Genomic DNA, 26,687 nt, shown 5'->3' with positions numbered 1-26,687 from the left:
TGTTTACCCGATATGAAGTTTGAGGTAACAATATTGGGAAGCAGCTCGGCAACGCCAATTTTCAACAGGAATCCATCCTCGCAGGCGCTAAACATCAATGAGCATTTTTACCTGGTAGATTGCGGCGAAGGCACGCAACAACAGATGCTGCGCTTTGATGTAAAACCAGGCCGTATTGATCATATTTTTATTAGCCACCTGCATGGCGACCATTATCTTGGCCTTGTGGGGTTGTTATCGTCCATGCATTTGAACGGGCGGACCAAAGCTTTAAGTTTATATTGCCCGCCAGAGCTGAAGGAGATCATCGACCTGCAACTGAAATATTCCGAAACCACACTGCAGTTCGGGATCGACTATGTTTTCACAACCCCTGGTATCGTGGAGACTATACTGGAGAACCAGGATGTTATTGTTGAGACTATCCCGCTTGACCATCGGATACCCTGCACCGGCTTCCTGTTCAGGCAGAAAAAGAGACTGAAGAAACTTATCAAGGAAAAAATTGAGAAAATAAATATTCCAATTGAATATTATTCTGCAATAAAAAAGGGCGCCGATTACACAGCCCCAAATGGCACTGTTTATAAAAACGAAGATCTCACCATCGAGCCGGAGCCGCCTAAAACCTACGCGTACTGTTCGGACACGATATACAACGAACGTTATTTTAAGCAGATAAGCAATGTCGACCTGCTGTATCATGAATCGACTTTCATGCATATCATGATCCAACGGGCGCAGTCTACGTTTCATACCACAGCTCAGCAGGCCGGCGAGATAGCGTTGATAACCAATGCAAAAAAACTGCTTATAGGCCACTTTTCGGCCCGTTATAAAACATTGAATGAACTGCTGGACGAAGCGCGAAGTATTTTCCCGGAAACGGAACTTGCGCTTGAGGGGAAAACCTTTGTTATAGAATAAGTTAGCAGTTAGCAATTTTTATGCGGCAAACCGGCAACTGCAAACTTCAAATTGCACATCAATCTTTCTTTCCTCCAAAAACCGAGAAATGCACGTAGCGTTTAGGGTGGGCCTTCAGATCGATAAACAACTTGTTCAGGTTTGACGATGCGCTATCAAGATGCGCGTAAAGGCGTTGATCATTAATCAGCATACTCAACGACCCTTTGCTGTCGCTGATCTTGCTGATCGTCGCCTGCAAATCGGCGATGGCCTTGTTTGCGTTATCCAGTGTTTGCTTGATATTTGAGTTTGAAAGGTCGCTGGTAAACTTCTCGGCATTGGTAGCGATGTTGTCCAAATGCGAAGTGCTGGTTTTCAGGTTAGCCGAAACTGCCTCTGAATTAGCGAGGATACCATTGATATGGCTGCTTTGCGATGCAACCAATTCATCGATCTTTTTGGTGGTTCCTTCTAACGTTTGCAGGGAATTGGCTATACTAAGGAAACTACGGTCGATATTTTTCTGAAAATCAGGATTCATGATCTTGTTGATGGCCGATAGGGATGAGTCCATTTTCGAGATCAACTGTTCGGCCTTCTTTTGAATAGGCTGAAGGCTTTCGGCAAGGCTGCCCTCGATATCTGCTTTAAGCGTGTCTTTGTCCGACGCGTAAGTTTTGCTGTTGCCCATTTCAAAAACAATTGCTTTTGAACCCAGGAGATCGGTGCTTACCAATTTGGCCAGTGTATTATCGGGCACATTATATTGCGGGTCGATCTTAAATTCAACAATAGTGCGCCCGTCGGGGCGCAGATTCATTTTGGAAACATGCCCGATAGGAAAGCCGTTGACCAACACCGGTTTAGACACTGAAAGCCCCTCCACGCTGTTATAAACGGCGTAAAATCTATCGGACGAGGTAAAAACATCATTACCTTTCAGGTAACTATAACACAATATCAGGATGGCAACGGCCAGGGTGGTCAGTGCGCCAATTTTAGTTTCGTTAGAGATTTTCATAGTATAGACGTGAGATTTGAGATATGAGATCGGAGACCGGTAAAATAAACTAATGCCTGCCTGTTATTTAGCCCCATACCCCACATCCGATTAATTTTTAGATACCGCTTCTGCTTCATCCCTGTATTTTTCTACAGCTCTAACTATCGAAGCTACGATTTCGTTTTGACCTTTTTCAGAATTCAGGTAATCTTCGTCATCGTGATTGTTGAGGTAGCCAGTTTCTACTAATACAGAAGGCATGGCTGTATGATCGAGCACAAATACAACCTGCTCCCTTACTCCGTCGCTGGGGCGGCCATCAGTTTGTGTAAATTCATCATTTATCAGGTCGGCCAGGCGTATGCTTTGTTTGCGGAATTTATTCTTCATACGGTTAAGCATGATCACTGCCATAGGATCCTCGGCTTTATCTTCCACAGAAGTCTCCACTTTATTATCATCCCCAATTATTTCGTTCTCGCGCAAAGCTTCGTTCTGTGGCCCTATCCTGTTGGTGCTATAAACCAGCAGCAGTACGCCTTTGCCTGAACGGTCCGGTACGCTCACCGATCTGTAAACAGGTTTATGGTGTTTGTGACCAACCACCTCGCGTATCGTCCGGTTAGGTAACGCATTGCAATGGATCGAGATAAAAAGATCGCCGCGGTTCGAGTTGGCGATTTCAGCCCGTTTCCCCCATATCACATCGTACTTGTTTGTACGGGTCATCACTATTTTCACATCTGGCATGTCTTTTTCAAATTCAGCCTGCAATTTCTTGGCGATAGATAGCGTTATGTCTCTCTCGAAGGAATATGAACCTTGTGTGCCGGGAGAGTAGCGTCCGCCTTCCGGCGGCCTCTCGCCATGACCGGCATCGACGATGATGGTTCTTATTCTGAAGCTGCTGTCGGCAAGCAGAGGGTCTTTTTTTATAGGTGACGGATGTTTAAACGAAAGCAAAGTAAAGGAGATAACAAATGTTAGTAAACTATAAATCAATCTTTTCAATGCCTTATTTTTCATCTAAATATTTTATTTTTTCTATGGTGAACAATTCGTCAGATTATATTAATCACTATTGTAACGAATAATCTGATGGTTTCATTATTTTTGAACGCTGTTAACAATACCCGCAAAAATACTATTCATAATCGATTTTGAAATTCGTTAGCCTGTTTTTTCTGCCTGTATTCATTTTAATGGCCAACGTAACAGCATCTGCAACATCCCGCAGCTTTTACGGCCACAAGCCCGTTATTGATACCATTATTAAACTGGACACCATAAAAGACAAGAAGTTGCTTAAAGGTAGGAAATCTGCCCTAAAAACTTCGGGAAATAATGCAGCACAGGCAAATAATGACACCACGAATAATAAAAATGGACTGAAATCGATGGTGACAGCCCATGCGGAGGATTCGACCAAATACGATGACGTACACCAGATATTATATTTGTATGGTAAAGCACGGGTTACCTACGAGGATTTCGAGATGGATGCAGATTATATCCGCGTCGACGAAAAGAACAAGATCATTTATGCAACCGGGCAAATAGATCCGTTTACCCATCGGTATATAGGCCGCCCCATATCAAAACAAGGTAAGGACAAACCCGTGATAACCGACTCATTACGTTTTAATTATGAGACAAAGAAGGGTAAGCTATATAATGCTGCGTCGGATCAGGATGGGAATTATATATCCGGCGGGCAGATACGGAAACTAAGCGGCGAGGATGCGGCGTATGATCATGTGATCTTCAGTACCTGCGACCTGCCTTACCCTGATACCCATTTCGGCATTGTGATAACCAAAGGTATCGGCGAAAAAAACCAGATCATATCGGGGCCTGCATTTTTGGAGGTAGAAGGGGTACCGCTGCCATTGGCCATACCCTTTGGCTTTTTTCCTAAACCCAATACCAGGGCGTCGGGCATCATCATTCCAACATTTGGTGAAGACCAGAAGCTTGGCTTTTACCTGCGTAACTTTGGTTACTATATAGCGCTTAACGATTACCTCGACCTTACTACCACCGGTACGTTATACTCCAAGGGTTCGTATGAGGTAAGCACTTCGTCCCGTTATTATAACCGGTATAAGTATAGCGGCACAGTAACCTTAAGTTATAGCTCGACTAATTACGGGCTGCCGGGCGACCCGTCGAACAAGGACTTCCATATCGACTGGTCGCATAGCCAAAATCCGAATGCGCACCCCGGCACCACATTCAGTGCGTCGGTAAATGCGGGTACATCAGGGTTCTTTCAGCATAACCCCGCTACGGAAGGTTATAACCTGAATACATTAACTCAAAACACGTTACGTTCAAGTATATCATACGGCAGGGTGTGGGCCGGAACACCTTTTAACCTTACGGTCAATTTGTCGCACAGCCAGGACCTGACACGCAAGACGGTTACACTGGAGCTGCCGACGTTCAACTTTAACATGTCCACCATCAGCCCGTTCGATTCAAAAGAAAGAGTGGGTCAGCAGAAATGGTATCAGAAGATCACTGTTGGTTATAGCCTGCAGGGAACAAATAAGGTGAACGACGTGCCTGAAGCGCAACTGTTTAAAAGCGCAACCTTGTCAAAACGTTTGCAAAACGGTTTTGAACACCAGATACCGATCGGCTTCAACCAGACAATCCTGAAATATTTCCAGTTCAGCACGAGCGTTAACTATACCGAACGCTGGTATTTTCAACATATAAACGAACGGTACGCCAGGGGCAGCGTACCCGGTAGAGATTCATTGGTATACGATACCATCGGCGGGTTTAAAAGAGCCGGTGAGTACAATGTCGGCGCCAATATATCCACCAAGATATACGGTACGATGTCGTTCAAAAAAGGCAGCATACAGGCCATCAGGTATGTAGCCACGCCATCTATCGGAGTCAGTTTTCACCCCGACTTTGGCGATCCCAGCTATGGCTATTATCAAACTGCGGTGAGCGATGCAACGGTGCCTTACCAGGTAAGTTCGCAGCGTTATTCTATTTTCCAAAACTCGGTATATGGGGGGCCGTCGGCAGGTAAGTCGGCCGCGTTGACGTTCAGTCTTAATAATAGTATAGAAGCCAAGGTGCGCCCTAAAAGCACAGATACATCAACAACAGCTAAGAAAATAAAGATTTTGGAGGGTTTTACGGTATCAACATCTTACAACTTCGCAGCAGACTCGCTGAATCTTTCACCTATATCATTTTCAGGTCACACCTCGCTGTTTAAGGATAAGCTGAATATCAATTTCAGTGGAACTTTCAACCCTTACACTACTTTGGTAAGAGATTCCATTTCGAACGGCCAGATCTATAAATACAGGATACCGATAAATAAATTCACGTGGCAGAACGGCAAATTCCCGACATTGGTCCAGGCCAGCTTATCTGCCAGTGCTTCGCTTAACCCGGCTTTGTTCCACCCGAGTGTACAACCTGCTGCACCGGGATCGACCCTGCAAACTGCAAACCCCGACCAGGCGGCCAAACTGGCCCTGCTTAACAGCGACCCCAGCGCCTATGTCGATTTTAACGTTCCCTGGAACGCTTCTATCAATTACTCGTTTAGTTACAGTAATAATTATACCAACACCTACGTATCAAACACCGTAATGTTAAGCGGCGATGTAAGTGTTACCAAAAACTGGAAAGTACAGTACACCACCAATTACGACTTGCGTAAAGGCCAGTTGAGCAGCGCTACGTCATTCGGCATTTACCGTAACCTGCACTGCTGGGACCTTTCGTTTCAATGGCTTCCATTCGGTTATTACAAATCGTACAACGTTACTTTAAGAGTAAAAGCTGCTATATTGCAGGACCTGAAACTGACCAAACGAAGTGATTACACCAGCAATCAATATTACAACCCTTACCAATAAATGCAGGCGGAAATAATTACCATAGGCGACGAGATACTGATCGGCCAGATCGTGGATACCAACTCGGCCTGGATAGCACAGCAGCTTAACGGAATAGGCATCAGGGTAAAACAAATATCCTCAGTGTCTGACGACAGGCATCACATACTGGCGGCGTTAAAGGAAGCGCATGAACGGGCGAATATTATCCTGATAACCGGTGGCCTTGGCCCGACCAAGGACGATATCACCAAGAAAACATTGGCTGAATATTTTGGGGTTGGATTAGTGGAGAACAAACAGGCACTTGCAAATGTTGAGGCTATATTCAGGCGGCTGCGGGGCACTTTTACCGAATTGCTCGAAGTAAACCGCCAGCAGGCCATGGTGCCCGAAAATTGTGAAGTTATTTTGAACCGGAACGGCACCGCGCCGGGTATGTGGTTCAACTACGACGATACCATTTATATGTCGATGCCGGGTGTGCCGCACGAGATGATGTACATGATGGAAGATTCGGTATTGCCAAAACTCAAAGCATCGCTAAAATTGCCGCATATCGTTCATCATACCATTTTGACGGCCGGCGAAGGGGAGTCGTATTTAGCCGAAAAGATAAAGGATATCGAGGATGATTTGCCGCCTTATATAAAATTGGCCTATTTACCCAAACTTGGTCAGGTACGTTTGCGTTTAAGTGCATATGGCGATAATGAAGCGTTCCTGGCGGAAAAAGTAAAAGATTTTGCGGCCAGGATAACGGAGCGGGTTGGAAATGCAATAATAGCACAGGAAGATATACCGCTGGAAAAAGCCATTTTGAATTTTATGGCAGATCGGGAATTGACCCTGTCGGCAGCAGAAAGCTGTACAGGCGGGTATATATCGCACCTGATAACACAGCATCCGGGTTCGTCGCATGTGTTTTTTGGAGGCGCAGTTTCATACTCCTATGAGTTGAAGGAAAGCATACTCGGGGTAAAGAATGAAACGCTGTGGCAGCATGGCGCGGTAAGCGAGGAAACGGTTAAAGAGATGGTGGAGGGCGCTTTATTGAACTTTAAATCGGACTATGCAGTTGCTGTTACAGGCATTGCCGGTCCCGATGGAGGAACGCCCGAAAAGCCTGTGGGGACCGTGTGGATAGGCGTAGCAAATAATGCGAAAACCGTTACAAAGAAATTTTCATTTGGAAATAAGCGGCAGCAGAATATAGAAAGAACGGCGATAGCAGCTTTGAACATGCTGAATATTTTGCTGAAGGAATTAAACTAATTGACTAATTTTGCCCCGTTATAATACCTGAGAACTATGGCTAAATACCAATTATTACTGCCGAAAATGGGCGAAAGCGTTGCCGAGGCTACCATTATTAAATGGAACAAAGCCATTGGCGACCGCATTGAGGCCGACGAAACAGTAATGGAAATTGCTACCGATAAAGTTGACTCCGAGGTACCTTCGCCGGTAACCGGGACATTGCTTGAACAGCTTTGTAACGAAAATGATGTAGTGCAGGTAGGATCGGTAATTGCAGTGATAGAAACGGACGTAGCCGGGGAAACCACAACACCGGTGGAACCCGCTGAAGTTATTGAGGATATTAATAAAGTTGCTGAAACAGCTACTGAGGAGCCTGTTTCGCCCGAACCCATGCCAGTGCTTGATCAATTAGAGGTTAAAGAATCTATAATTGAACCATCTGCTGATGAAGCTAAAGGAGCGGGAAGATTTTATTCACCTTTAGTGAAAAATATAGCTGCACAGGAAGGAATAACGATTGAAGAACTTGACAAAATACCTGGTACGGGTTCCGAAGGGCGTTTAACCAAGGACGACCTTTTGAGTTATATTCAAAATCCGGCGGCTTATAAAGCGGCTGCACCTCAACCCCACGTCGCCGAACAGCCAAAGGAAGAACCAAAACAGGCTGCGACCACGGAAGCCGTTACTGAACAAAGGCCGGCGGCAGCTCCACCTCAGCCACAACCGGCTTCCGAACAAAAGACCGGCCAGGGTGCATCGGTTTCAGGCGGAGATGAGATCATCGAAATGGACCGGATGCGCAAGCTGATAGCCGACCACATGGTGATGAGTAAGCAAACTTCGCCGCACGTAACGTCGTTTGTGGAAGCGGACGTAACCAATATTGTGCAGTGGCGCGAGAAGATAAAAGGCGCTTTCGAAAAGAAAGAAGGAGAAAAAATAACTTACACCCCCATATTTATTGAAGCGGTTGTAAGGGCCATCAAAGATATGCCGATGGTGAACGTTTCTGTAAACGGGAACCAGATCATTAAAAAAGCAGCCATCAATATCGGTATGGCAACAGCATTGCCAAGCGGTAACCTGATAGTCCCGGTGATTAAGAAGGCAGGCGAACTGAATCTGCTTGGTATTACCAAAGCGGTGAATGACCTTGCCAATCGTGCACGAAACAACAAGCTGCAGCCGGACGATGTTAAAGATGGTACATTTACCATCACCAATGTCGGTTCATTCGGCAATGTGATGGGTACGCCTATTATCAATCAACCACAGGTTGCGATATTGGCCGTGGGTGCTATCAAGAAAAAACCAGCCGTTATCGAGACGCCGCAAGGGGATATGATCGCTATCCGTCATATGATGTTCCTTTCGCTTTCTTATGATCATAGGGTAGTGGATGGAGCGCTGGGCGGATCGTTCCTGCGCCGTATAGCTGATTACCTGGAAGGCTGGGACGTTAATAGGGCAGTGTAATTAGCGACTGGTTAGCGGTTAATTAGTGATTAGTTGATTAATCGGAAATAGACACAAAAAGGCTCCCGTTTGGGAGCCTTTTTAACAACAACTTTGCAAAGTTGTTATAAGACCTCAACTGCCTGCTTTTTCGATTCAGCCAAGCTGACCCCTCTCAGCTGATCGGCAAACGCAATGAACGCCTTACCCGATATACGATGCTGGTTATCGATCAGTTTTTGCAGATTGATCTTCCCGATAACAAATTTGTAATTGCCGGAATAATAGCGTTCATGGATATATTCGAAACCCAGCTCGTCCACAAGGTCGTCGTCCTCGTATCGCAAATAGATGTTTAGTTCGATGTCATTGGTAAAGTTCAGGTCCTTTTTTGCTTTCGCTTTTTTGTATTCGTATTGATAATCGTAGCGAAGCGCCGCAATGTCGGAAAGGACTGCCGAACCGGTAGGGTGACCGCCGGCCCCTTTTCCGAAGAAGAATTGCTGGTCGGCAAAAGCAGCCTGTACAATGACACCGTTATATTCATATTCGACATTGTATAGAAACTCGGTCTCATTCACAAATTTTGGCAATACAAATAAAGCCACGTGGCGGTCGTCCAGCTCTTTCGCTACGGGCACCAATTTTATCTTCAGATTTTTCTCGCGGGCATATTGCAGGTCGTGAGACGAAAGGGTTTGGATTCCCAAATTGAATACTTCTTCCGGCTTTACCACTACACCATAAGCATGCGAGGCAGCTATCACGAGCTTATATTTGGCGTCAAAGCCGCCAACGTCACTTATCGGGTCGGTCTCAGCAAATCCGAGATCCTGCGCCTGCTTTAGGGCAGAGGCATAATCAAGCCCCTCGATAAACCCTTTAGAGAGAATGTAATTCGACGAGCCGTTAAAAATACCACAAATAGAATGCAGCAGTTCGTTGTCATAATACTCCTCCAGGTTACGAATTATAGGAATGCTGCCACACACAGCACCTTCATACAGCAACGAAGTGCCATATTGGTGCTGCAGGTTTATCAGTTCATCCAGGTGTGTGGCAATCATTTTCTTACTGGCCGAAACAACGTTCCTGCCGGTACTTAAAGCTCTCGAAACAATTTCAAAAGCAGCTTCGGTATCATTTATCAGCTCAACAATGGTATTTATCTCCGGGTTGTTAAGCAAATCTTCTTTATCTGTGGTGAATAACTCGGCAGGCAGCGTACGCTTTTTGCTGCCATCCTTGATACAGATCTTAACGATCTCGATATTCAGATTTTTAGTTTTGATAATATCGTGAAGGCCCTGGCCTACAACGCCAAAGCCAAATAGCCCTATAGTTAGTTTTTTACTCATTATGCGGATTGTTGCAGTTCTATAATTTTTCCCTTTACGTCGGTTTTAAAAAATGATATGATGATGTTAGTTAATATTTCAGTTTCGATCAAAAAGCCATCGTGCCCATAAAATGTCTCGAATTCGGCAAATGCTGCCTTAGGTATATGCCGAAACAGGTATTGCTGTTCCTCGAGCGGAAAAAGCAGGTCTGACTTGATGCCGACAACCAATGTTCTTGCTTTGATCAGGCTCAATGCCTTTTCAACACCATGACGGCCACGGCCTACATTATGCGAGTCCATTACTTTGGTCAAATACCAATAGCTGTAAGCGTTAAACCGCTTCACCAATTTATCGCCCTGGTAGTTTTGATACGACGATGCTTTAAACTCATCCACCTTTTTATCGTTATCCTCCTGCTGGGTAACACCGTAAGCTTTGTAGCCGCGGTAGGACAACAGCGCAATACTTCGTGCAGCTTTCAGGCCCTTGGCACCTCCGTCGGGCTTGCCGGCGTAAAAGCTACGGTCGGCTGCGATAGCTAAACGCTGGGACTCGTTAAAAGCAACGCCCCATGGCGAATGGCGGGCATTGGTAGCTATCAGGATCAGGTTTTTAATACGCCCGGGTTCCATGATAGCCCATTCAAGAGCTTGCTGACCACCCAGGGAACCACCTATGACTATTTTAATGTCGCCGATCTCCAAATGCTCTGCCAGCAACTGGTGCGCCTTTACGATATCACGCACCGATATTTGCGGGAAAGCAAGATAAAATGGCAGGCCGGTTACCGGGTTAATGCTCAATGGACTGGTAGTGCCATAATGTGAACCCAAGATATTAGCGCAGACGATGAAATGCTCGTCCGGGTTAAAATGATCGGTCGGCCCGAATAACCCTTTCCACCAGTCAAGCACATCGGAATTTGCTGTCAGGGCATGGCATACCCATACCACGTTATCCTTGTTCTTGTTCAGTTTGCCGTAGGTGTGAAAACCGATCTCCAATTCTCTCAACTCCTTGCCCGACTCCAGTTTAAGTCCTTGCTTGTATTTAAAAGTCTGTGTATTCATTTTAGCCGTTCGTTACATCCGCCGGGCCCTATAACGGGCCCGGGCCTGTAACGTCTATTATCACTTAAAAAACTATACTATACTAATTCAGGCTGCTGCTGTTTCACCTTTGCGAAAGCCTGTTCAAAATCTGCTTTGATATCCTCGATGTGTTCGATACCGACAGCTACACGCAAGGCGTTCGGTTTAACGCCGGCTGCCAGTTGCTCCTCGTCCGAAAGCTGCTGATGTGTGGTAGCCGATGGCTGAATGATCAGCGTTTTGGTATCGCCCACATTGGCCAGGTGACTCACTAATTGCAGGCTGTCGATAAACCGGCTCGCATTTTCTTTGTCGCCTTTTATTTCGAACGAAAGCACGGCGCCGAAACCATTTTTCAAATATTTCTTAGCTAACGCATTATATGGTGATGATGCCAGCCCCGGGTAGTTCACTTTAGCTACCTGCGGATGCTGTTCAAGCCATTGAGCTAAGACCAAAGCATTATCAACATGGCGCTGCACACGCAGTGAAAGCGTTTCCAACCCTTGCAGGAACAGGAACGAATTGAATGGCGACAGGGCAGGGCCAAAGTCGCGCAGGCCTTCAACCCTTGCACGGATGATGAACTGGATATTTCCGAATGGGCCGCCCACGCCAAACACATCTGAAAAAACCAGCCCGTGATAACCTTCGGATGGTTCGCTGAACTGCGGGAATTTGCCGTTGCCCCAGTTGTAATTGCCACCGTCAACAATAACACCACCGATGCTGGTACCATGACCGCCTATCCATTTGGTAGCCGATTGCACCACCACATGCGCGCCGTGTTCCAGCGGGCGGAACAGGTAACCGGCAGCGGCAAAAGTATTATCTACTATCAAAGGCAGATCGTGCTTTTTAGCAAGTGCAGCTATCTTCTCAAAGTCAGGAACATTAAACTCGGGGTTACCTATCGTTTCCACATAAATAGCTTTGGTTTTTTCATCGATATGCTTTTCTATACTTCCTGCCGAATCATCTTTCGCAAAGCGCACATCAATTCCAAGGCGTTTAAACGACACCTTAAACTGATTGTAAGTGCCTCCGTAGATGAAGGGAGAGGTGACAAAATTTTCGCCCGGCTGCAAAATGTTGGTCAGCGCTAAAAACTGTGCAGCCTGGCCCGAGCCTGTCGCCAGTGCCGCAACACCGCCTTCCAATGCTGCCACCCTCTTTTCGAACACATCGGTGGTAGGGTTCATAATACGGGTGTAGATATTACCAAACTCCTTTAAAGCAAACAGGTTTGCGCCGTGTTCAGCATTTTTGAACACGAACGAGGTGGTTTGATAAATAGGTACAGCGCGGCTGCCCGTGGTCGGATCGGGTTCCTGCCCGGCATGTAGTTGTAAAGTTTCGAATCTCAGGTCTGACATAATGTTAGATTTTTAATGTTTATAATTTTTTGATTTCAAATGGTTACCGGCGAAAGTGCAAAAACGTTGCTGGGTCCTTAACGGAACACGCGTATTTTCAGGAAAAAGAAATTAGCGTGACAAACAGGATCAACAAATGCACATGCACATACGCCCGGAAATATGGGCGCGTGAAACCGTGAGACTTTTAGCGGGTCTAAAAATTGCTTGCTCGGAAATATTAAACAGACTTTTCATGGCTATTAATTTATATCTCCCGGAGATCCATTCTCCGGGCCAGGATTTGGCACCTTCTCCACCCTGGAGGGTTGCCAGCGGGTCGCTGAGCCTGATCTCTCGCCGCTTCTTTATAAATCAAAACCTTTTTGAGAGGTAATGATAGAGGTATTACTACCAAATATTGTTGCGAAGATAGGGGATAGAAATGCAATTCTCCAAATAAAATTTTATTTAAGCGAAAAGCTAAACGCAGAAAGTCCAAAGTTTTTTGCTTTTAGCATTATGTGTTCAGCTTAAAAATGGCGCGAATGACACCGTAGTTGGCGCATTCACACCCTACTGGTAGGTTATTTTGCAAGTACTTTTGATAAAAATCAAAAAACATGTCAACCAAAAAACAACTTTTAGCGCAATACGACCTGCACGATGTATTGTTTAACAATGTCATTAAAGACATCAATGATCATGAATCAAATAAAACTATTGCTGACCCTGTAAATAGCGTAAAGTGGCTGGCCGGGCACTTGCTATGGGCCAATGCTAACCTTGCCAATATCAGCGGCGCGCCTGTAGAAGTAAAATGGCGCGATCATTTCCACACCACACAGGGTGGAAGTGCAGAGGACTTTAATGCGCCGCCAAGCCCGCTGCCAACACTGGACGAAATAAAGGATAAATGGAACCATGATACCGTTATTACCAGGCAAGGACTGGAAAACCTATCCGAAGAAACATTGAATAAAGTTATCGATGCAAAACACCCGATACATCCGTTCGATAATACATTGGCCGGGCTGTGGGCTTTTATTAACGACCACCAGGCTTACCATATCGGGCAGATCGGTATAATCAGAAGGGCACTCGGGAAAGAGGCGATGTCATATTCACGGTAAAAGGTGAAAGGATAAAGGTGAAGGGTAATCGAATACAACACCTTTTACCTTTACCCTTTCGCCTTAGTTTAACGCTTGTTCTATATCCTCTATAAGATCATCAATATGTTCAAGGCCGACAGAAACGCGTAACAAATTATGCGGGGTTTTGGTATCTGGGCCTTCCACAGAAGCACGGTGTTCTATCAGTGTCTCCACGCCGCCCAAACTGGTTGCCTGTGTAAATAATTTCAGCTTATTGACCACTTTTTTTGCTTCATCCGAACCTCCTTTTACACAAAACGAAAGCATGCCGCCGAACGCTGACATCTGGCTTTTGGCAGTTTCATACTGAGGGTGCGATAGCAGGCCGGGGTACATTACCGACTCAATTTTAGGGTGTGTCTCGAGATATCCGGCCAATAACTGTGCATTGTGAACATGACCTTTGATACGGTAGGGCAATGTTTTTATGCTCCTGGTGATATAATAGCAATCCATAGGCGAGGGGATGGCGCCGCCATATCCCTGGATGTCCCGTATTTTAGCCCACCATTCACTCTTTTCAGCGGTGATCAAAGCGCCACCCATCAGGTCGCTGTGTCCACCGAAATATTTGGTAGACGAGTGCATCACCAGGTCGGCGCCCAGCGCTAAAGGTTGCTGGCATATGGGGGTCGCGAAGGTATTATCAACCGCTACTTTTATGTTATGCTGCCTGGCGATAGCAACCACTTTTCTGATATCGGTTACTTTCAATAACGGATTTGAAGGTGTTTCGAGCCAGATAAGCCCGGTATTGGGTTTAATGTGATTTTGCAGAACGGTATCGTCATTCACGTCAATGAAATCAAATTCCAATATACCGGCGAACAGGTTTTTGACTTGATTACGAAGCCCGTGGTACATATCATCCGGACCGATAATATGCGTACCCGGCCGGAGAGATTGAAAAACCGTCATACCTGCGGCGTTGCCCGAGGAGAATGCTGCGGCATCGGCGCCGTTTTCGAGTTTTGCAAGCACATTCTCTAATTGCGTCCGGTTTGGATTTGCCGAACGGCTGTAGATATAGCCCGAAGGATAGTTTCCATCGGCCGCCCGTTCGAACGTGGTCGACATTACAATAGGCTGTATGACGGCTTTGGTAGATTCGTCGGTATGATTGCCGGCGTGAATTGCAATAGTCTCGATCTTCATACGGCAAACTTAGTGCTTTGGAGGCAGTTTATTAATGTTTACACATCCATTACAGTAACATTTGCTATTTTTGTCGCAAAGTTTACCTGATGGAAGCTGAAAGTAATTTACAAGTACTAATACAGGATCCCGATCTTTCCGCTGATCTTAAGCAAATTGCCCAAAAAGTACTGGATAGCGAACGTATCACTTTTGATGAAGGCGTTTTGTTATACGAAAAAGGCGAATTGAGTTACCTTGGGGTGCTGGCAAACCATATCCGCAATAAAAAGCACAGCGACCGCACGTACTTTAACCGTAATTTTCATATCGAACCAACCAATCTGTGTGTTTATGATTGTAAGTTTTGTTCGTATTCAAGGATGATCAAACAACGTTCGGAAGGGTGGGAGTACACCATGGACGATATGCTGAACATCGTAAAAAAATACGATAATGAGCCGGTTACCGAAGTGCACATTGTTGGCGGCGTATTGCCGCAGTATGATGTACCGTTTTATTCGGAACTGTTCAGCCGTATCAAAGCACATCGTCCCGAATTGCATGTGAAAGCATTGACGCCTGTTGAATATCATTATATTTTTAAGAAAGCGAAGATCGGTTACGCCGAAGGAATGAAGCTGATGAAAGAAGCAGGCCTGGAATCCATACCGGGAGGAGGGGCCGAGATATTTCATGACGAGATACGCGACATCATCTGTAAGGATAAATGTACAGCCGACCAATGGCTGCAGATACACGAGGAGTGGCACAAATTGGGTATGCGGTCGAACGCGACAATGCTTTACGGCCATATCGAAAAATACTGGCACCGGGTTGACCACATGGAACGCCTTCGCCAATTACAGGACAAGACCGGCGGGTTCCAAACATTTATACCACTGAAGTTCCGTAACCAGGACAACCAGATGTCGGATGTACCAGAAACGACTGTTATAGAGGATTTGCGCAATTACGCTATTGCTCGTATTTATTTGGATAACTTCGACCATATCAAAGCCTACTGGGCCATGATAAGCCGGAATACGGCACAATTATCACTAAACTTCGGAGTGGATGATATTGACGGCACACTGGACGATACCACCAAGATATATTCGATGGCAGGCGCCGAGGAACAGCATCCTGGAATGAGCACCAAACAACTGGTGGAACTGATAAAACAGGTGGGCAGGCAACCCATAGAGCGGGACACGCTGTATAATGTAGTAACCAACTATACTGATTTTGAGTTCCCCGAAGAAGCCAAACCACAGTTTTACAAATTACCGGTGATCAATTAAACCTGAAAGCGAAAAGCGGAAAGACCAAAGCAACAAATCGGTGAAATCAAAAAAGCAATCTGTGGGATCTCCAATATTAAAAACCTTATACATCGTCCGTCACGGACAAACCGATCTGAACAAATTGGGCATAGTGCAAGGCAGGGGACGGGATACCGATTTGAACGACGAAGGCCGCAGGCAAGCCGGGCAATTTTTTGATGCCTACCAAAAAGTTCCTTTCGATAAAATATACATTTCGCTGCTCAAACGCACGCAGCAAAGCATACAGCAGTTTATCGATCTTGGCCTGCCTTACGAAAAACTGGAAGGCCTGGACGAACTGGCCTGGGGCGTGTTAGAGGGTCAGCCGAGCACGCCTGCTAACAAGGCTGCTTTTTTAAAACTGATACGCCACTGGCTGGATGGCAAGCTGGACAGCAAATTTGAGGGTGGCGAAAGCCCTAACGAGGTTAAGGCACGCCAGTTGAAGGCGCTGGAAATTATCATGAGCCATCCCGAAGAAAAGAACGTATTGATTTGCATGCACGGCCGGGCTATGCGCCTGCTGCTTTGTGTACTGCTGGGCAAGCCGCTTACCGAAATGGAAAGTTTCCCGCATCAAAACCTTGTCCTTTATAAAATAACCTGGGACGGATCGAAATACGAGATCGCCGATTTTAATAACGCTAAACATTTGAGATGATGCCGGATTTCGGATTTGGGTCCAAATACATAATATAAAACCAGTGAAAAAGATCAGAATATCTGCTGTAAGCTATACCAACACCAAACCATTTCTTTACGGAATACAAAATACTCCGGTCATCGAACAGATAGACTTGAGCCTGGATATCCCTGCCGACTGCGCCCAAAAATTGATCGACGATAAGGTCGACATCGGCCTGATACCGGTTGCTGCTGCGTTGCAGCTTCCCGAATGGCATATCGTTTCGGACTATTGTATCGGCGCCGTTGGTGCGGTAAACTCGGTGTTCCTGTTTAGTAATTGCGATATCAGGGAAGTTAAAACCGTTCAGCTCGACCCCCAGTCCCGGACATCGAATAACCTGGCACGCGTGCTGCTGAAAAACTTCTGGAAGGTTGAACCTGAACAGGTCACCGATGCTCCGGATTACGGTCAGTCAACTGATGCGAATACTGCTTACGTACAAATAGGCGACCGCACCTTTGGCAAAAAAGTGAAATATAAATTTGTTTACGACTTGTCCGAAGAATGGCAGCGATTCACCGGCCTGCCTTTCACCTTTGCCGCGTGGATAGCCAACAAGCCTATTCCCCAGCAATTTGTTGACGAGTTTAACCGGGCGCTCAAATTCGGCCTCGATCATCGTCCTGAATTATTGAAAGAGTTACCCAAACGTGACGACTTCGACCTGGAGGATTACCTGATGCACAGGCTCGACTTCAGCCTGACCGAAGACAAGAAAAAGGCCCTTTTCCTTTTCCTCGATTACATCAAAAAACTTTGATACACAAAGTGTTCACGCCAACGCCGCTTGCCAAACGTGTAGTCGAACTAAGCTATTGATTATCAATACTTACAGTTATTGACTATTTCAAAAAGTGCCCCATTTTTAACATTTTCGTGAACACCGGAATATGACACTGTAAGCGCTCTGCCGGTCTGCAAACAAAAAATCTTTTCCGGTCATAAACAAACGTTTTATCTGTGTGTTATATCGACACCAATTATAACTAATGAACAAACATGTTCTCATCGTGGAAGACAACGAGGAGTTGCTTTCACTCTACCGCGATCTGCTTGAGCCAGACGGCTACCGCCTGTCCATTTTGGCAGGTTCTGACGATATTATTCAACACCTGGGCGAACTGCAGCCCGACCTCGTGCTGCTTGACTTCCTTATCGCAGGTATCAACGGCGGCGAACTTTGCAGCCAGATCAAAAAGAACCCGGCAACATCCCACATTCCGGTCATTATGGCGACAGCTTATCCGCGCCTGCTGAATTCACTAGGGCACTACGGATGGGACGATTTTATCGCCAAGCCTTTTGAACTGGATGAATTTTACCGCGTTATCCGGAAGCATTCTTTAAAAGCGGCTTCGTAAGTTTTTAAAAGCCGTTGATCAGCCCAAATAATCCGGCGGAAAAACCTTTTGCCCATGCTTTTCTGCTATTGAGATCAGTTTTCCTATGCTTTCGGGGTCCAGGTGTGGCGCGGGTAAAAATTCGTCATACTTTACCGGCTGGCCTATATCCATAAACAGGTCTTCCAATCCGGCGGGTATAACTGTGCAAAGCAGGTGTGCCATTTTATCTGATTTGTTTTTAAAGCAATGTACAATACCGCCTTTCGGGATAACCACGTATGCTCCTTTTTTTGCAATGTAAGCGCCTGCTTCCGACTTCACCTCAACTTCGCCATCCACCACGTAAAATGTCTCCTCAAAATCGGGATGGGCATGCGGACCGGGTCCGCCACCGGGTGGTACCAGCATATCAATGGTAGCAAAAGCGCCGCCGGTTTGCTTGCCGCTAACCAAAATTCGGTACGTATCGCCTACAACAGATAGGCTCGGCCCGTCGTGCGGGCCGGTAATGATGGGGGTGGGGGTGGGGGTGGTGTTTTTCATAAATGGGTAAGTATTTGCTAAAGATAAAGGTTTTAGGGGTGAAATGGTTTTGGGAAATGTAAGCTTTTGGTGACAACACGAGGAAAGGAGAAAGTATTTATAGGTATTGCGTTGTTATTATTTTACGAATAATAATCTGTTGTTTTTTTGTTAATTTAGTATGAATAAATCTTTACACAACCCATAATATAATGGAAAAAAACAAGTTTCAAGGCTTTAAAGATGCAGGCAGACCGACTACCGGATTGGCACTAATCTTTGATATTTCAGGATTTACAAATTTTTTTAATAAGCCCGATTTGCAATTTTATATAACAAAATACATAAATCACATTATAGAGTGTGTCGAAATAAATATATATGGTGGGGATGATTATTGGAATGGCGAATCGGAGAAAACAGAACCCTTACTTACGAAACCATCATTAAGAAAGTTTTTAGGTGATGGTATGTTATATATATGGGAAGATAAAAAGTCTAATAGCTTTAACGCTCATGGATTTAAAACAGTTTTGATTAATAGACTATGGTTGTTCCAAAAAAATATTGAGAAAGTTAATGAACAATTATATGATTACATACCGATCGGTGATTTACCGCAAAAAATCAAATTTGGAATTGCTCAAGGTACCATCTATAAGTTATCAGAAGCAAATGGCAGTTACGATTTTATAGGGCCGTGTATAAATTTAGCATCTAGGTTGGTTAAGTATTGTAATGAAATTAACTTTATTTGTTCTGCTAGGTTAGATTTTGACAATGCAGACTTAGAAAAATATGGTTATTTTAAAGTTATAGCAAAAGAACTAAAGAGTTTTGAGAATGAGATCGTAGTCATTGACGCAAACGATTATTCTGAGCTCACTGACATCGACAAAGGCAGACTTTTTAAAGAGATTAAAAACGGAAAAAAATGAGTAGTCCATGCCAACGATATTAGGCGTAGCCTGTTAGTAAATTAAATTGTAAATAAAATACTAATATCCTTAGATTTATAAAAATTAGATTTTACCCTTTGGCCAAATCTAAATCATTTTATAATTCTATTTAATTGACAATGGATATTTGGTACAAAATTCTGGCCATTTTGGGCGCTTGCGCTTGGCTCCCTCCAATAATACAACTATTTATAAAATACTTTACAAAAGTAAAAATCACTATAATTCCCTATCGAATAATCGAAATAGGATATAACATTAATGGCCCAATAATAAATTTGGCGTTAGCATTATCCGCAGAAAATTCGGAGTGCCTAATTACAAATATCGAAATACAGCTTCATGGGCCTAATCAAGAACGACATAATTTAAAATGGGAATGGTTTGAAGAAAAACTATATGAAATCGAATATGCCGCATCAGAACTAGGATTGACACCAATTAAAAAGCAACAAAATGCTATAGCAATTAAAATATTAAAAGAAGGATTAGTTGAAAAAAAAGTGGGTTTTCACGAAACAGCATATAAAATCAATCACGATCAGGCATACAATGCCATTAATCAGCAATTTGAACTCTTATCAAAAAATAATCAAGATGTGTTTCAATTGAAAGCCACACAAGAGTATGATAAATTGAAAAACCTATTAGAAAATTCGCTAATTTGGAAAGAGGGTACTTATGATGGTATAATCAAAGTTACAACATTAGATAAAAGCCGATTTTTTACAGAAAATATAAAATTTCGTTTGAGTGCAAATCAAATTAGAAGTTTGCAAGCAAATATACTTTCATGTGTAAGAGTTTTAGAAAACGCCTACTTTCCATCAGAAGAATTATATCAGCCTAAATGGAATTGGATAACAACAAACATTCTTGATAATTAATATCTCCACTGAATAGTCTTTAAATCCCCGCCCTTTGTTGTTGATTTAACCCAACAAACCGCGATCTCTTCCTGCCCGCTATCACGATTTAACAGATCAAATTCATCAGGGCCCAAAAACAATTAACCCAACCCGTCCTTTAAATAAACATAGGCTTATTATATTTATACCAAAACAACATCCTATGATAACATATTCACTAAAGGGGCAAAGCGCGCTGGTTACCGGTGCAGACAGCGGCATTGGCAAAGGTGTGGCGCTCGAGCTGGCAAAAGCAGGTGCAAGGGTGATCATCAACCACGTTGATGCGCACGAGGTGGCCCAGCTAACGGTAGATGAAATTACTGCGGCCGGAGGCGAGGCTTATGCCATACATGCCGATGTAAGTAACGAGGCCGAAGTACAGGCCATGTTTGCGGAAATGTTTAAGCAATACGGCACCATCGATATCCTGGTAAACAACGCCGGTCTGCAGCGCGATTCGAAGTTTGTGGATATGACGCTTGAGCAGTGGCAAACAGTCATCAATATTAACCTTACCGGGCAGTTTCTGTGCGCACGCGAAGCGGCACGCGAATTTATACGCAGGGGAGTAGTGGAGGGGCGCAGCAAAGCCGCCGGTAAGATCATTTGCATGAGCAGCGTGCACGAGGTGATACCCTGGGGCGGACACGTAAACTACGCCACCAGTAAAGGCGGTGTGATGATGATGATGAAAAGCATGGCGCAGGAACTTGCCCCGCATAAGATCAGGGTGATGAGCATAGGGCCCGGTGCTGTTGAAACCCATATTAACCAGGCCGCATGGGGCAATCCCGATGCATTGAATAAACTGCTAACCCTGATACCATATAACCGCGTGGGGGTAGCTGCCGATATAGGTAAGCTGGCAGCATGGCTGGCATCGGATGAAGCCGATTATATTACAGGCACCACGATATTTATGGACGGCGGCATGACCTTATATCCCGGCTTTGCTGATAATGGATAAACTTCAAAAAGAATCGCTAAATTCATAATATCCTCCTGTCTTTGGGCAAAGAGTAGGGTGAAAATATAATAAAGATCATCAATCCTAACTGTCCTTCAAATCCGTTAATCGTTTTCTATAAGTGCTTACATAACGTTTTTGTTACGTAAAAACCCCGTTTGTCATAAAATTGCAAGGAAATTGTTAAGAAAAGTACTTAGTGTTAATTTTACAATAAGTACCCATCTGCACCGTTGACATAATGTCAAAAATACACTTATTATTGGGGTGGATTTTTAGGAAAATCAAAAAACGACCTATATTTTATCAAATAATTACAAAAGTTGCCTTAAATTTTAAAATTCGTCAATAGCAGCGTATTTTTGTTGCGGATTTAAAATTTAAGACAATGAAAAAATTATTTATAACAACCGCAATCGCAGCTATGTTTAGCGCAAGCGTTTTTGCCGATGGCACCAAAAAAGCTCACACTGTAACCGTATCTTATACTGTAGTAAACCAGTTTGCAGCTGACTTCTCAAATGCTAAAAATGTAACATGGACCGTTAATGGCAACTTTCAGCGTGCCGACTTCGAACTGGAAGGTATCAAAACTTCAGCGTTCTACAACCACCAGGGCGAGTTTGTAGCCTTGACGGAAGAAGTATCTGCCAAAGCTGTTCCTGCTGCTGCTCAGAAAGAAATTGACGCTCAGTATAAAGGTTACACTGTAGACCACGTTATCGTGTTGCAGAACAACACCGAGCTGAACCCCGACGCTGAGGCCACCGTTTATTTTGCCGATCTGAAAAAAGATGCTAAAGACGTATTGGTACGCATCACTCCTGATTCGCACATTGCATTCTACAAAGAAGTAAAATAACACCGGGGCAAAAGTCTGAAAAAGCTACAAGCCACTCCGTAATGGGGTGGCTTTTTTGTTGCAATATTTTTGTGTTGTCAACATGGCTGCAGCATGTGTTTAATTAACCGTTATTCCTAATAATTTTAAAACAAAAACCCACCAAAACGCCTTATTAAAGGGTAATATTATAAATATGCCCAAAACAATTATTGTATCAAACAGGTTGCCCGTAAAGATAACAGAACAGGATGGCGAGTATCAGCTATCGCCCAGTGAAGGCGGGCTGGCAACCGGTTTAGGTTCTATCTACAAACAAAACAACAATTTATGGATCGGCTGGCCGGGCCTGGAGATAACGGATGAGAACGACCGGCAGAAAGTAACGGGACAGTTAAAAGAGCTGAGCCTGGTGCCTGTCTTCCTCTCGCAGGAAGAAATAAACCAATATTACGAGGGTTTTTCCAATTCGGTATTGTGGCCGGTGTTCCACTATTATGTTTCTACCTATGCCAATTATGAGCAATCCAACTGGGATTATTACCAGCGGGTGAATAAGATATTCATGGAGGCGGTGCTCAACGTAGCCGAACCCGGCGATACCATTTGGGTGCACGATTATCAATTGCTGCTGCTGCCTGCGCTTATCCGCAAAGCACAGCCTGATATCTCCATCGGCTTTTTTCTGCATATACCATTCCCTTCGTATGAAATGTTCAGGCTGATCCCATGGCGCGCCCAGCTGCTGGAAGGTGTGCTGGGTTCCGACCTGATCGGCTTTCATACCTACGACGATGTACGGCACTTCATAAATGCTGCTACCCGCATATTGCCGGTCAATTCATCGGCCAATATTATAACCGCAGATGACCGGACCATTGTCGCCGAGGCTTTTCCCATTGGTATAGATGATAAGAAATACAGCTCGCTGCCGGATGACCCCGAAGTACAGAAGAATATTAAACTGATACAGGCCAATTTCGGCAATACGAAGCTGATATTATCAATCGACCGGCTTGACTACAGCAAGGGAATTATACAAAGGCTGCACGCTTTTGAATATCTGCTTAACCATTACCCCGAGGCTAAAGGCAAGCTGACATTTTATATGATCGTGGTGCCATCGCGCGACACGGTTCCGCAGTATGCGCACCTGCGCGAGGAGATAGATAAACTGGTGGGCAATATCAATTCGTTACACCGTACGGTGGAATGGACTCCCATACATTATTTTTACCGTTCGTTCCCGATAGAAATGCTTTCGGCGCTGTATTCATCAGCCGCTGTTTGCCTGGTATCGCCCATGCGCGACGGCATGAACCTGGTGAGCAAGGAGTATGTAGCAAGCCGTGTTTACAACGATGGGGTGCTCATCCTCAGCGAAATGGCAGGCGCATCCAAGGAACTGATCGATGCATTGATCGTTAACCCGAACAATACCGAGGAAGTAGCTAAAAGCATTGTAAAAGCTGCTTATATGCCATTGCAGGAACAACGCACGCGAATGACCCAAATGCGCCAGATCGTTTCAAAATTCAATATCAGTCATTGGGTAAAAATATTTATGGATAAGCTGGAAGAGGTAAAGCAACTGCAGCGCTCCATGCAAACCCGGTATGTGAGCGAAGGCACCGAGCAATCCATCATCAATCGCTATATAAAAACGCGCGATCGTATCATCTTTCTCGATTATGATGGCACTCTGGTCAATTTCAATTCGGATATCGACCAGGCCAGCCCAGATGGTGATTTAAATGACCTGTTGAAAGCCCTCTGCGAGGACTCATCAAATCATGTGGTGCTCATTAGCGGGCGCAAGCACGAGAACCTTGAAAAATGGTTTGATGACTACGATATCGACCTGGTGGCCGAACATGGTGCATGGTTCAAAAAACAAGGCACCCGCTGGCACAAGCTGCCCGGCCTTTCGGCGCAGTGGAAACAGGAAATAGCGCCGATACTGGAAACGTACGTCGATCGCACGCCAGGTTCGTTTATCGAGGAAAAGAGTTACTCGCTGGTATGGCACTACCGCAAAGCGCAAAAAGGTCTGGGCGAATTAAGGGCTGGAGAGTTGATGAACAACCTGAAATACATTGCTATGGACAAAGGTTTGCAGCTGCTGCCCGGTGATAAGGTGGTGGAGATCAAGAATATCGAGATCAATAAAGGTAAAGCGGCGCTTACCATGGTCGATAATGAAAACTATGATTTCATTATGGCCCTGGGCGATGATTATACGGACGAAGATATTTTCAAATCGCTGCCTGATGATGCGATCACCATAAAAATTGGCACTAATGTATCCGCAGCAAAGTTTTACCTGCGTACGCCTGCCGAGGCCCGCAAATTGCTAAAAAATCTTACCGAACACCACCTGGTCGCACATACCGATAAATAGTGGTGAACAGTCCCAATATAACTCTGTTTAAAAAGCAGCAGGTTCAAAAAAACTTTGGAGTTGCTGCTTTTACTTTAGCTACAAAAATATCGGTTTATCCAGCTTCATCGCTATGCGGTAGGCGGCATTCATTAAACCTACATGGCTGTATGCCTGTGGGAAATTACCCCACTGACTACCGTCGTTTTCGTCCACATCTTCGCTGAAAAGCAACAGGTGATTGGAAAATTGCAGCAGGTTCTCAAACTCTTTACGGGCATCATCCAGCCGCCCAACGGTGGCTAACGCCTCGACATACCAAAACGCGCATATCAGGAAGGTGGTTTTAGGTTTGCCAAAATCATCCTTATACAGGTAGCGGTAAAATAAACCCTTGGATGCCTTTAATTCTTTCTCCAGCGCTGCCAGGTGATCTTTGGCCCGTTTTGAGTTGGGATCGAGGTAGTGCATCACGATCAACTGCAATGTACTGGCGTCCAGGTTCGAGCTTCCCGCCGAATTGGTGTAAACTTTTCGTTTCGGATCGTAACAGCTTTCAATGTGTTTTGCCGCCCGTTTTTTTAGCGAAATTGCCTTGCGTATGAGTGGTTTATCGTTGATCGCTATCGCCATTTTTTCGGCCGCCGACGCGCCAGCCCACTGGAACAGGTTGCTGTAACAATGTATATTGGCCATGTTACGGAACTCCCATATCCCGGCATCCTTCTCGTCGATGGTTTTTTCTATTTTCCCAAGCACGAAGCTTATCCACCTGGCCGAATCTTTTCGTTCGGAAAAAATAAAGCGATGGTCAGTATACAAAGGCAGTAACGAGATCATCACCTGCCCGTAAATATCATTCTGAATATGCTCGTAGGCCTGGTTGCCAATGCGCACGGGTTTATTACCCATATATCCGTCCAGGTCCTCAAGGATATTTTCTGTGAGCCTGCTTTTGCCGGTTATGCTGTAAAGGGGTTGGTACCTGAAATCCTCCGATACCGAAATATCCGTCACATAGTTAAAATATTTCTCCATCTCTTCGAAATGGCCTATGTGATTGAGCGAAGTAAGTACATAATAAGTATCGCGCAGCCAGCAGTACCTGTAATCCCAGTTGCGCCCGCTGCCGTCCGACTCTGGCAAACTCGTCGTGCTGGCCGCTATGATGGCGCCGGTATCCTCGAACTGGTGTATTTTTAAAGCCAGCGCCGACCGTATCACATAGGGCTGGTAAAATGTTGCAATAGACGAGTGTTTGATCCAGGTTTGCCAGTACCGCGTGGTCTCGCGCAAAAAATGATCGGCAGTGCTTATCAGCGGCGCTTCCAGCGGTTCGCCGTAGGTCATTACCAGGTATTTGCACTCGTTCAGTACAAAATACTGCTCGTCAAACACATAGCTCACCGGGATATTGGTTGTCAGCCTGATGCGTTCGTCGCCGCCAAGATACTGGATATGGTTGCTTCCCCGGTTTACATCAAGCTTTATCTGCCCATATTCGGATACCGGTTCACATTTCACTTTTATTCGCGGGGTACCTTCCAGGGCCTCTATTTTCCGGATCAGCATCAGCGCTTTATAATAGCGCTGGTTATGGTAAAACCGCGGGGCAAAATCGGTAATGCGGTATTTGCTGCCGTTTTCGGCAGTTATCTCCGTACAAAGTACATTGGTATTTTCAATATAGTATTGGTGCGAGGTAAATTCACCTTCGGGCAAAATGGAAAATTCGCCGCCTTTGTTTTTATCCAGCAGGCCGCCAAAAATGAAGGTACTGTCGAACTTAGGCCAGCAAAGCCAATCGACATTGGTATTTTTATTAATATGGGCAAGATAGGCGCAATTTCCTATGATGCCGGTTTGATAAGTGTGACGTGCCATCAGGTAGTATCGGATTGTAGTTTAAATAAGTTCAACAATAAACAGGGTATAATGTTTAGGCGTGGCGCGCAGCTGTTGATTTTGCTTCCTGGCACAGCCTCCTGAAATCAGAATTGAAAAAATTTACGTCCAAGATTACAAAACTCTTTCTTTAACCTTAAAAAGGGTGGGTAAAACTTCCAAATATAATCCCTGCGTCAATTAAAACTACAAAACACACCAAATTAGTAGTTTATTTTAATTTTGTCTTTTGGATATATCAGTAATCACAGTAAC

The 26,687-nt window shown here is 44.8% G+C and carries 22 protein-coding genes and 1 riboswitch; of the genes, 14 read left to right on the top strand and 8 right to left on the bottom strand.

Features of this window, described 5'->3' with window-relative positions:
• The first annotated feature begins 12 nt into the window (after positions 1-12).
• Positions 13-927, top strand: a complete 915-nt coding sequence (locus VL525_RS21815) for a ribonuclease Z (RefSeq protein ID WP_325389704.1) — start codon at positions 13-15, stop codon at positions 925-927.
• Between the two features lie 58 nt (positions 928-985).
• On the opposite strand, the gene VL525_RS21810 is transcribed toward VL525_RS21815, so the two are convergent.
• Together VL525_RS21810 and VL525_RS21805 are read right to left on the bottom strand one after the other, a co-directional pair.
• Complete coding sequence (locus VL525_RS21810; protein ID WP_325389702.1) at positions 986-1,930, bottom strand: MlaD family protein; 945 nt, start codon at positions 1,928-1,930, stop codon at positions 986-988.
• A gap of 90 nt (positions 1,931-2,020) precedes the next feature.
• Complete coding sequence (locus VL525_RS21805) at positions 2,021-2,938, bottom strand: N-acetylmuramoyl-L-alanine amidase (protein WP_325389700.1); 918 nt, start codon at positions 2,936-2,938, stop codon at positions 2,021-2,023.
• A 134-nt stretch (positions 2,939-3,072) separates the two neighbouring features.
• Here VL525_RS21805 and VL525_RS21800 point away from each other — a divergent pair, with 134 nt between their 5' ends.
• The 3 genes from VL525_RS21800 to VL525_RS21790 are packed head-to-tail and all read left to right on the top strand — an operon-like array spanning position 3,073 to position 8,529.
• Positions 3,073-5,808 carry a putative LPS assembly protein LptD gene (locus VL525_RS21800; RefSeq protein WP_325389698.1) on the top strand — a complete coding sequence of 912 codons (2,736 nt, stop codon included), beginning with the start codon at positions 3,073-3,075 and terminating at the stop codon, positions 5,806-5,808.
• The gene (locus VL525_RS21795) at positions 5,809-7,062 is read left to right on the top strand and encodes a competence/damage-inducible protein A (protein WP_325389696.1); all 1,254 of its coding nucleotides are present in this window, start codon (positions 5,809-5,811) and stop codon (positions 7,060-7,062) included.
• A gap of 36 nt (positions 7,063-7,098) precedes the next feature.
• Positions 7,099-8,529 (top strand): dihydrolipoamide acetyltransferase family protein, encoded by a 1,431-nt coding sequence (locus VL525_RS21790; protein ID WP_325389694.1) that lies wholly within the window; start codon positions 7,099-7,101, stop codon positions 8,527-8,529.
• A gap of 104 nt (positions 8,530-8,633) precedes the next feature.
• Here VL525_RS21790 and VL525_RS21785 read toward each other — a convergent pair whose 3' ends face one another.
• The 3 genes from VL525_RS21785 to VL525_RS21775 all read right to left on the bottom strand — a co-directional run bounded on the left by VL525_RS21785 (position 8,634) and on the right by VL525_RS21775 (position 12,318).
• Entirely contained in the window at positions 8,634-9,866 is a 1,233-nt protein-coding gene (locus VL525_RS21785; protein WP_325389692.1) for a homoserine dehydrogenase, read from the bottom strand.
• Positions 9,866-10,921, bottom strand: a complete 1,056-nt coding sequence (locus tag VL525_RS21780) for a homoserine O-acetyltransferase family protein (protein WP_325389690.1) — start codon at positions 10,919-10,921, stop codon at positions 9,866-9,868. The genes VL525_RS21785 and VL525_RS21780 overlap by 1 nt, the downstream gene beginning before the upstream one ends.
• A gap of 77 nt (positions 10,922-10,998) precedes the next feature.
• Positions 10,999-12,318, bottom strand: a complete 1,320-nt coding sequence (locus tag VL525_RS21775) for an O-acetylhomoserine aminocarboxypropyltransferase/cysteine synthase (RefSeq protein ID WP_325389688.1) — start codon at positions 12,316-12,318, stop codon at positions 10,999-11,001.
• A gap of 244 nt (positions 12,319-12,562) precedes the next feature.
• Positions 12,563-12,674: riboswitch (SAM riboswitch) on the bottom strand.
• A 246-nt stretch (positions 12,675-12,920) separates the two neighbouring features.
• Between VL525_RS21775 and VL525_RS21770 the strand changes: the two genes are divergently transcribed.
• Entirely contained in the window at positions 12,921-13,430 is a 510-nt protein-coding gene (locus VL525_RS21770) for a DinB family protein (protein ID WP_325389686.1), read from the top strand.
• Positions 13,431-13,493: 63 nt separating this feature from the next.
• Here VL525_RS21770 and VL525_RS21765 read toward each other — a convergent pair whose 3' ends face one another.
• Complete coding sequence (locus VL525_RS21765) at positions 13,494-14,609, bottom strand: trans-sulfuration enzyme family protein (RefSeq protein ID WP_325389684.1); 1,116 nt, start codon at positions 14,607-14,609, stop codon at positions 13,494-13,496.
• Between the two features lie 89 nt (positions 14,610-14,698).
• Here VL525_RS21765 and mqnE point away from each other — a divergent pair, with 89 nt between their 5' ends.
• The 4 genes from mqnE to VL525_RS21745 all read left to right on the top strand — a co-directional run bounded on the left by mqnE (position 14,699) and on the right by VL525_RS21745 (position 17,965).
• Positions 14,699-15,892 (top strand): aminofutalosine synthase MqnE, encoded by a 1,194-nt coding sequence (gene mqnE / locus VL525_RS21760; RefSeq protein ID WP_325389682.1) that lies wholly within the window; start codon positions 14,699-14,701, stop codon positions 15,890-15,892.
• Positions 15,893-15,953: 61 nt separating this feature from the next.
• A complete protein-coding gene (locus VL525_RS21755) occupies positions 15,954-16,577 on the top strand; it encodes a histidine phosphatase family protein (RefSeq protein ID WP_325389680.1) in 624 nt (207 codons plus the stop codon).
• 43 nt (positions 16,578-16,620) lie between these two features.
• Positions 16,621-17,364, top strand: coding sequence for a menaquinone biosynthesis protein (locus VL525_RS21750; RefSeq protein ID WP_325389678.1), 744 nt, complete (start codon positions 16,621-16,623; stop codon positions 17,362-17,364).
• Between the two features lie 229 nt (positions 17,365-17,593).
• A complete protein-coding gene (locus VL525_RS21745; RefSeq protein ID WP_325389676.1) occupies positions 17,594-17,965 on the top strand; it encodes a response regulator in 372 nt (123 codons plus the stop codon).
• An 18-nt stretch (positions 17,966-17,983) separates the two neighbouring features.
• On the opposite strand, the gene VL525_RS21740 is transcribed toward VL525_RS21745, so the two are convergent.
• Positions 17,984-18,490, bottom strand: coding sequence for a cupin domain-containing protein (locus VL525_RS21740; RefSeq protein WP_325389675.1), 507 nt, complete (start codon positions 18,488-18,490; stop codon positions 17,984-17,986).
• Positions 18,491-18,681: 191 nt separating this feature from the next.
• Here VL525_RS21740 and VL525_RS21735 point away from each other — a divergent pair, with 191 nt between their 5' ends.
• From VL525_RS21735 to VL525_RS21715, 5 genes are all read left to right on the top strand, one after another.
• Positions 18,682-19,407 (top strand): hypothetical protein, encoded by a 726-nt coding sequence (locus VL525_RS21735; protein WP_325389673.1) that lies wholly within the window; start codon positions 18,682-18,684, stop codon positions 19,405-19,407.
• Positions 19,408-19,547: 140 nt separating this feature from the next.
• Positions 19,548-20,315 carry a hypothetical protein gene (locus VL525_RS21730; RefSeq protein WP_325389671.1) on the top strand — a complete coding sequence of 256 codons (768 nt, stop codon included), beginning with the start codon at positions 19,548-19,550 and terminating at the stop codon, positions 20,313-20,315.
• 184 nt (positions 20,316-20,499) lie between these two features.
• Positions 20,500-21,306: an SDR family oxidoreductase gene (locus VL525_RS21725; RefSeq protein ID WP_325389669.1), complete on the top strand. Its 807-nt coding sequence runs from the start codon at positions 20,500-20,502 to the stop codon at positions 21,304-21,306.
• Between the two features lie 388 nt (positions 21,307-21,694).
• Complete coding sequence (locus tag VL525_RS21720; protein WP_325389667.1) at positions 21,695-22,168, top strand: hypothetical protein; 474 nt, start codon at positions 21,695-21,697, stop codon at positions 22,166-22,168.
• A 175-nt stretch (positions 22,169-22,343) separates the two neighbouring features.
• Entirely contained in the window at positions 22,344-24,548 is a 2,205-nt protein-coding gene (locus VL525_RS21715) for a bifunctional alpha,alpha-trehalose-phosphate synthase (UDP-forming)/trehalose-phosphatase (protein ID WP_325389665.1), read from the top strand.
• A gap of 78 nt (positions 24,549-24,626) precedes the next feature.
• On the opposite strand, the gene VL525_RS21710 is transcribed toward VL525_RS21715, so the two are convergent.
• Complete coding sequence (locus VL525_RS21710; RefSeq protein WP_325389663.1) at positions 24,627-26,411, bottom strand: glycoside hydrolase family 15 protein; 1,785 nt, start codon at positions 26,409-26,411, stop codon at positions 24,627-24,629.
• Positions 26,412-26,687: the final 276 nt, after the last annotated feature.

This window comes from Mucilaginibacter sp. (assembly GCF_035492695.1).
Classification (GTDB): domain Bacteria; phylum Bacteroidota; class Bacteroidia; order Sphingobacteriales; family Sphingobacteriaceae; genus Mucilaginibacter.
Note: the sequence above shows the minus strand (reverse complement) of the source record. Positions and strands in the feature narration are given on the sequence as shown.